The following is a 7,417-nucleotide window of genomic DNA, read 5'->3' on the forward strand; positions in this document are numbered from 1 at the left end:
TTGGTGAAAGATGCTAGCTTTTGTTAGCATGCAGGAGCCAAAAAAGTTCGGCAGGCAAATCAAAACTCTTCCGAGCCAGAACCCAAACCTCAATCCAACACAGCGGGATCCCTTGGCTAGTTCAGAGTTTGCCCTGGAGCAGTTGCTCTTCGCCCCGGCCACGCCTGACCCCGACGCAGTGCGGGTAATCTACGCCTTCCCCAACACCTACGCAGTGGGGATCACCAGCCTGGGCTATCAAGTCATCTGGAGTCTGCTGGCCAGCCGCCGGGATGTGGCCGTCTCCCGCCTCTTTACAGACTTGGCTGAGCCCCTGCCCCGGGAGCCGGAGCTGTTCGGCTTTTCCCTATCCTGGGAGCTGGATTATGTCCATATCCTGGCTCTGCTGGAACGGCACGGGATCCCTCCCAGATCTGAGGAGCGGGAAGAAGCCCACCCCTTGGTCTTTGGCGGCGGCCCGGTACTGACAGCCAACCCTGAGCCCTTTGCCGAGTTTTTTGACCTGATCTTGTTGGGGGATGGGGAAGGTCTTCTGGAGAAGATGATTGAGATCTATCGGCAGGTGCGCCAGGGATCCCGGGCTGAGAAATTGCAGGCGCTAGCGCAGGTGCCAGGGATCTATGTGCCCGGCTTGTATGAACCCCAATACCGGGAGCCCGACGGCCCGGTGGAGAAGGTGCTCCCCAAAGTGGCCGGGATCCCCAGCTCCATCCGCAAACACACCTTCCGCGGCAACACCCTCTCGGTTTCCACAGTAGTCACCCCCAAAGCGGCCTGGGAGAGCATCTACATGGTGGAGGTGGTGCGCAGCTGCCCGGAGATGTGTCGGTTTTGCCTGGCCAGCTATCTCACCCTGCCTTTCCGGGTGGCGGATGTGGAGGGGCATTTGATCCCGGCGGTAGAGCGGGGGCTGCAGGTCACTCAGCGGATTGGGTTGCTGGGGGCTTCGGTAACCCAACACCCGCAATTCGAGCAGTTGCTGGAGCACTTGGCCCAGGATCGCTTCGAGCAGGTGCGTCTCAGTTTGGCCTCGGTGCGCACCGCTACCGTAACCCCACGTCTGGCGCAGGTACTCTCCCGCCGGGGCAGCCAGTCCATTACGGTGGCCATCGAAAGTGGCTCAGAACAACTGCGCCAGATCATCAACAAGAAGTTAAGCAACCCGGAAATCTTGGCAGCAGCAGCCCACGCCCAGGCTGGAGGTCTGAAGGGCATTAAGTTCTACGGCATGGTAGGGATCCCGGCGGAAACCCAGGCAGATCTGGAGGCCACAGTAGCCCTTTTCCAAGAGCTCAAAAAAGCGGCTCCCGGCCTGCGCCTGACGCTGGGTTGCAGCACCTTTGTGCCCAAAGCCCACACCCCTTTTCAGTGGCACGGAGTGGATCCCCAAGCCGAGAAAAAACTGCAGTTTTTCCAGAAACACCTGCGTCCCTTGGGGGTGGAGTTGCGCCCGGAAAGCTATAGCTGGTCCGTGATCCAGGCCCTCATCTCGCGAGGGGATCGGCGGGTGGGAAAGGTCTTGCAGTTGGCGCGGGACTTTGGGGAATCTTTGGGGAGCTACCGGCGGGCTTTCAAAGAGCTTAAAGGGCAACTGCCGCCCCTAGACTACTACGTGCACAGCCACTGGGATCCAGGGGATCCCTTGCCTTGGCAACACATCGAAGGGCCCCTCACCCTGGAGCGACTGTTGCAACATCGCCAGGAAGCTCTTTCTGTTCGCATCCCTTAGAGATGTCTATTGGGGTTGTTTGCAGGCCGCAATGCTGCTGGCAATGACCGCCTCGGTTTCGGCCAAGCCTTTCCAGCCCAAGATCTGGGTTTCTTTCTTTTCCAGGCGCTTGTAGGTGGCGAAAAACTCCGCGATCTCATCCAGGCGGTGCTGGGCGATGTCTTCCAGCTTGGTCACTGCAGCATAGCGGGGATCCTTGGCAGGCACACACAGCAGCTTCTCATCCGGATCCCCGCCATCGATCATCTGCAACATGCCCAAGGGGCGCACCGTGACCACACACCCTGGGAAGGTGGGCTGATCCATGATCACCAAGCCATCCAAGGGATCCCCATCCCCGGCCAGCGTATTGGGCACAAAGCCGTAGTCGTAAGGGTACTGCACCGAGGAGTAGAGCACCCGATCCAGCGCCATTGCTCCCATGTCTTTGTCGAACTCATACTTGTTTTTGCTGCCGCCGGGAATCTCAATCAAGAGGTTGAGCAGGCCGGGCTTGGGTTGGGCAGGGATCCGCGACAGGTCGATCACAGCAAGCACCCTCGGATTGGGAATAGACAGCCAGAGTGTATTTTGACATACTCCTTGCCCCAAAGGACAGAGACTCTTGACACTTGCCGGGAACAGGCGGGACGAAACCCTTAGCCGCCTTCATATTGCTTCACATTATTTTCTCCACGTCTGGCTTAGCGTCGCATCTTCCTCGACGAGATGGGAGACTGGGTTTTCTCTCCCCCTTTCCCTCAGCAGGCCCAGAGCCGCCTGGAAGGATAGGGTTCCGGATCCGGCTTCCTTGATTGGCTCAGACATACTCCCCGGGCAAGATTCGAACTTGCGACCAATCGGTTAACAGCCGACCGCTCTACCGCTGAGCTACCGAGGATCAAGCGTTTCTCATCATAGGGGAAAAAAGGACTGCTAGGCAACTGCCGATGAGGGGTTCTGGTTTGGCCTTGGGATCCCTGTTCAGTGGAGCGGGCTTGATTTTGCTCAATTGCTCGCCTTTCTCAGGTCTATCTGACGGATCCAGGGGACAAACCCTGAAAACGCCCTCGTCAACCGAACGGAAGCCATTACAATGGTTACGGACATTTGCCAGCGCCCCTCATGGACTTCGGAGTCGGATTTCTCTCCAACAACGTCATGCTGCCGATCCTGGATTTTTTCTACGGGATCGTGCCCAGCTACGGACTGGCCATCATCTTCCTGACGTTGGTGATCCGCTTTGCCCTCTACCCGCTCAATGTGGGATCCATCCGCAACATGCGACGCATGAAGGTAATCAGCCCGGTGATGCAGCGGCGGATGCGAGAACTCCAGGAGAAATACCGAGACGACCCGCAGAAGCTTCGGGAAGCCCAGGCCAAGCTTTACAGCGAGCTGGGGGCCAATCCCTTGGGGGGCTGCCTGCCACTGCTCATTCAAATGCCGGTGCTGTTTGCCCTGTTTGCCACCCTGCGGGGATCCCCCTTTGCAGCGGTGACCTACGATGTCAACTTGCAGATCCTGCCGGCGGAAGTGGCGGCTGAGGTGGTGCCCGCCCCCTACGTCAGCCCCAGCAAGAACATTTTTGTCACCGACTCTCTTCACAAGCTGGTGGTGCTGGTGGAACCCAAAGGCACCAAGATTGCCGTCGGGGAAGAGGTGCAATTTTTGCTTCAAGGGCCGGGGGGCAAACCTTTTGAGCAGTTGGTGGCCGAAGCGGGCGGGGATCCCAGTCTGTTACAGCCCACCTGGAAGATCACCAAAGGGGAAGATCGTGCCCAGATCAAGCCGGATGGCACCTTGCTGGCTCTGCAGCCGGGGGATGTGACCGTGCAGGTGTCTATTCCCGGTTTGGCCTCTGACACCGGCTTTCTGTTCATCGACAAGTTGGGCCGTGTGGGGGCCTTCGACGAAGATGGCACCATCCACTGGGATATCATCGCCATGATCGTCATCTTTGGGGTGTCCATTTACCTGAACCAGTACCTAACCAATGCCGGACAGGATACCGGCAAAGAGGATCCCAGCCAAAGTTCCATGGCTCGCATCACCCCTGTGCTGTTCTCGGCGATGTTCCTGTTCTTCCCTCTGCCGGCAGGGGTTTTGCTCTACATCCTTGTCTCTAATATCTTCCAAACGGTGCAGACTTTCCTGCTCTCGCGGGAGCCGTTGCCAGAGAACTTACAGCAATTGGTGGAAGAGGAGCGCCGTCGGGCTGCCCAGGCGATCACGGTGGAGGCCAAGGAAGTGGAAAAATCGACCAAGCCCAGAGCAGCCAAGGAGGGACGGGAATCCTTGCCCTTTGAGCCCTAGGGGATCCTCGCTGTTGGGGTGGACTTGTGGTGGAGTGTTGATACCTCTTCAAAGTTGGAAGCTGCCCAGGATGAGCCGTCCTAAGTCTTCTACGGGATCTGCTGCTAAGAAATCTGAGGGAACCGTTGCCCCTTCGCCAAACAAGTCCACCTTTGCGGCCAATCAAGAGCGAGCCAGGCAGTGGTTACAGCAGGTGCTGGCGGCTATGGGGATCCCAGCGGCGGTGCGGGTGGTGGGGGAGGTGCTGGAAATTGAGGCAGACTCTTTGACCCCAGCTCAGAAGCGGCTGCTGTTGGCGAAAGCCCCCCCCTTGCCCTCTCCATCTTCCAGAGATTCCCCTCAAGAGGAGGATCGCTCCCCCGTGGTGCTGGATGCGTTGCAGTACCTGGCCAACACCCTTCTCAACCTGAACCAGCCGGAAGACCAGCAGCAGCCCTACATTTTGGATTTGGACGGCTATCGGCAGCGGCGTTTGCAGGAGCTGAAGGTTTTGGTTGCCGCTGCTGTGGAAAAGGTGAGGGCCACTGGCCGGGAATACGAGTTTCCCGATCTCTCGGCTGCCGAGCGTCGGCAAATTCATACTCTCTTGAATGACCCTGCCTATGCCGATCTGGAAACCTTTAGCCGTGGCAAAGAGCCTGACCGGCGCTTGGTTATCCGTCGGGCAGCTTCCCCATCTTGAGAGTGGGCAGAGGGCTGGGAACAAGTTGGCCCTCTTGCTACGGTGACGACAGGGATCCCTGCTACCCAAAACGCGTGAAGGGGGGTGCCATGCTGAGGCCAATTCGTCTATCGGATCTGCGGCAGATGCCCGGTCAAACCCAAGAATTGCAGTTTAGGCAGTTTTTTTCGGGCTTTGAGAGTTTGACCCCTGTGGAGGGATCCCTGGAAGTCAGCCATCGGGGCCACTTTCTTGAGGTGAGTGCTGAGGCCCGTACCATTGTCACCCTCACCTGTCACCGCTGCCTCCAGCAGTTTAACCACCGGCTGCACCTGGAAGTTGAGGAGATCATTTTGATTCGGGATCCCGAACCTCTCCCCTTGGAGCTGGAATTGCAAGACGAAGAAGATCTGCTGGAAAGCCTGCCCCCCCATGGTGAGCTGGATGTCGAAGACTGGATGTACCAGCACCTGCATTTGGAGATGCCCCGCCAGTTGCCCTGCCGTCCCGACTGTCCGGGTATTGCGGTGGAATCTCCCGCACCGGAGGTGGATCCCCGCTGGGCAGCTCTAGCTTCTCTCCTGGAAGACTCTCCCTAGCTTGTTGAATGTTGCGCCCACAAGTTCTCTGGCGTTTTGCTCGACCCCACACCGTCTACGGCACCAGCGCCAGCATGGTGGGCCTCTACCTGTTGGCGGGGTTCGTGGCTGCTGGATCCCTGCAACCGGTTCTCTCGGCGCTGCCCCAGTTGGTCTGGGCTTGGGCGGCCTGTCTGGCGGCCAATGTCTACATCGTCGGCTTGAATCAACTGACGGATATTGAAATCGACCGCATCAACAAGCCCCATTTGCCCTTAGCTGCTGGATCCCTGGGTTGGCGACAGGGGGTGGGGATCGTCGTGGGTTGTGGGGTGGCGTCCGTCCTGCTGGCCATGGCTGGGATCCCCTACCTGCTGCTGACGGTGCTTTTGAGCAATGGGATCGGCACGGCCTATTCGCTGCCCCCCTTGCGGTTGAAGCGTTTTCCGCTGGCAGCCTCGGCTTGCATCTACAGCGTGCGCGGCTTGATCGTCAATTTGGGCCTTTACAGCCATTTTCAGCAGGTGATGCAGGGAAGGGTCGAGCTTTCGGCTGCGATTGTTTGGCTGACGGGGTTTATGTCGATTTTTGGGCTGGTGATCGCCCTTTTCAAAGATATTCCCGACATGGAAGGGGATCGCCAGTTTGCCATTGCCACCTTCTCGCTGCGCTTTGGGCCAGAGCGGATCTCAAGGTTTTGTATCGGCATTTTGGCCTTGTGCTATCTGGGATTTATCGGGGTGGGGATCTCTTTTCTCCTTGCGGGCAACGGCCTCTGGCTGTTGGTGGGCCATGTGTTGGGGCTGGGGATCCTCTTGGGCTATGGTGTTCATCTGGATCTCAACCGCCGAGATGCGATCGTTGGCTATTATCAACTGATCTGGAAGTTGTTTTACTTGGAGTATTTGCTTTACCCTTGGGCCTTTTTCTCTTTTTTCTAGAGCATTTTCCTGGAGGTAACGATCTCCCCAAACTCAGACAGGAAAAAATCTAGAGATACCGCCTCATTTGCACCCGAAAGCGGCCTTTTTTTGTTTCGGCTACCTCTTCAATTTGCAGCCGACCACGACCGCGAATGGCAATCCAATCCTGAGGGCCAACGGTGTAGCTGGCTTGGGTAATGGGCTTCCAGTTGACCCGCACTTCCCCCCGTTGGATTTCTTCCACCATCTTGCTGCGGGAGATGCCAAACCCGGCTGAGGCTACCGCATCCAGGCGCAAAGAGGCTTCCACGCTGGTGATGGATTTGACGCGGGGGGGCTGAATGTTCAACTGGCTCAGGAGGATCCGGCTCACTTTGACAGGCACTGTGCGCACCTGAGTCAGGTTTAGGGTGAGGTAGTCCACCATTTCGGGCACAACGATGGCCTGGGCGCCTGAGTCTCCCAACACAAGGATGTCTCCCACTTTCTCGCGGGCGATGCCGGCTCCCAAAAGGGCTCCCAGAAAATCGCGGTGGGTGGCCGGGTCGAACAGAAAGTTGCCCTGAATCTGAATGGCGGCCAATGGGATCCCTTCTGGGTCGGGCTTGGGATCCCGGACATCCAGACCCACCTCAGAGCGGGCCAGGGCTATGCGTTGGCGTTCTGCTTGGGGGTACCCTCCCCAGGCCCACACTTGTAGTTCGGTCAAGTTGCGCAGCCGAGCTTGCACCTCCGCTATTTCGGGTGGGGAAAGGAAGTCGCTCCAGACCACTTGCCAGGTCTTGAGGGCTTGCTCTCCCAAATCCAAGACCCGTGCCAAGGTTTCTCGATACTCTGCCCCTTGCAACAAATCGGCTCTGGGTAGCATTTGGGGTGCTTCGACCTCTGTGGTTCAGTCCCGTTTTTCCCATGCTAAGCTAGATAGCCGGAATCGCGGCGGGCGTAGCCAAGCGGTTAAGGCAGAGGATTGTGGATCCTCCATTCGTGGGTTCGAGTCCCATCGTCCGCCCTTGAGGGAAATCGCGAAAATCCAGTCAGGGCAAGGGCTGCAGAGGCCAGTCCATCTATCTAGACCCTGACAAACGAAAACAGACAACACCCTATCTGGACGCAAAAATCGTGAAGGTATTCGTCAAGGTGATCTGGAGCACCTGCCTCTCCCCCTCAAAACAAGCTCGGTTAGGGTCGTTTCAGGTTAGGGTGAGCTTCTGGCCCCCTGCATTATTGCTCC

The 7,417-nt window shown here is 57.9% G+C and carries 7 protein-coding genes and 2 tRNA genes; 6 read left to right on the plus strand and 3 right to left on the minus strand.

Annotation, left to right across the window (positions count from 1 at the left end):
* The first annotated feature begins 112 nt into the window (after positions 1–112).
* On the plus strand, positions 113–1,729 hold the full coding sequence (locus NW819_RS12260) for a B12-binding domain-containing radical SAM protein (protein ID WP_414413911.1): 1,617 nt from the start codon (positions 113–115) through the stop codon (positions 1,727–1,729).
* 6 nt (positions 1,730–1,735) lie between these two features.
* Here the strand turns inward: NW819_RS12260 and NW819_RS12265 are convergent, their stop codons facing one another.
* Both NW819_RS12265 and NW819_RS12270 read right to left on the minus strand, forming a co-directional pair.
* Positions 1,736–2,254 (minus strand): inorganic diphosphatase, encoded by a 519-nt coding sequence (locus NW819_RS12265; RefSeq protein ID WP_414331173.1) that lies wholly within the window; start codon positions 2,252–2,254, stop codon positions 1,736–1,738.
* A 283-nt stretch (positions 2,255–2,537) separates the two neighbouring features.
* A tRNA-Asn gene (locus NW819_RS12270) sits at positions 2,538–2,609 on the minus strand.
* A 224-nt stretch (positions 2,610–2,833) separates the two neighbouring features.
* Between NW819_RS12270 and yidC the strand changes: the two genes are divergently transcribed.
* The 4 genes from yidC (at position 2,834) to NW819_RS12290 (ending at position 6,204) form a co-directional block, all read left to right on the plus strand.
* Positions 2,834–4,024, plus strand: a complete 1,191-nt coding sequence (gene yidC, locus NW819_RS12275) for a membrane protein insertase YidC (protein ID WP_414413912.1) — start codon at positions 2,834–2,836, stop codon at positions 4,022–4,024.
* 70 nt (positions 4,025–4,094) lie between these two features.
* Positions 4,095–4,706: a protein jag gene (locus NW819_RS12280; protein ID WP_414413913.1), complete on the plus strand. Its 612-nt coding sequence runs from the start codon at positions 4,095–4,097 to the stop codon at positions 4,704–4,706.
* 89 nt (positions 4,707–4,795) lie between these two features.
* Positions 4,796–5,284 carry a YceD family protein gene (locus NW819_RS12285; protein WP_414413914.1) on the plus strand — a complete coding sequence of 163 codons (489 nt, stop codon included), beginning with the start codon at positions 4,796–4,798 and terminating at the stop codon, positions 5,282–5,284.
* An 8-nt stretch (positions 5,285–5,292) separates the two neighbouring features.
* Entirely contained in the window at positions 5,293–6,204 is a 912-nt protein-coding gene (locus NW819_RS12290) for a homogentisate phytyltransferase (protein WP_414413915.1), read from the plus strand.
* Positions 6,205–6,253: 49 nt separating this feature from the next.
* Here the strand turns inward: NW819_RS12290 and NW819_RS12295 are convergent, their stop codons facing one another.
* The gene (locus NW819_RS12295; RefSeq protein WP_414413916.1) at positions 6,254–7,054 is read right to left on the minus strand and encodes a photosystem II S4 domain protein; all 801 of its coding nucleotides are present in this window, start codon (positions 7,052–7,054) and stop codon (positions 6,254–6,256) included.
* 68 nt (positions 7,055–7,122) lie between these two features.
* On the opposite strand from NW819_RS12295, the gene NW819_RS12300 reads away from it, so the two are divergent.
* Positions 7,123–7,195 (plus strand) — tRNA-His (locus NW819_RS12300).
* Positions 7,196–7,417 lie beyond the last annotated feature (222 nt).

It is taken from the genome of Synechococcus sp. R8-2, assembly GCF_047461715.1.
Lineage (GTDB): Bacteria > Cyanobacteriota > Cyanobacteriia > Thermostichales > Thermostichaceae > Thermostichus.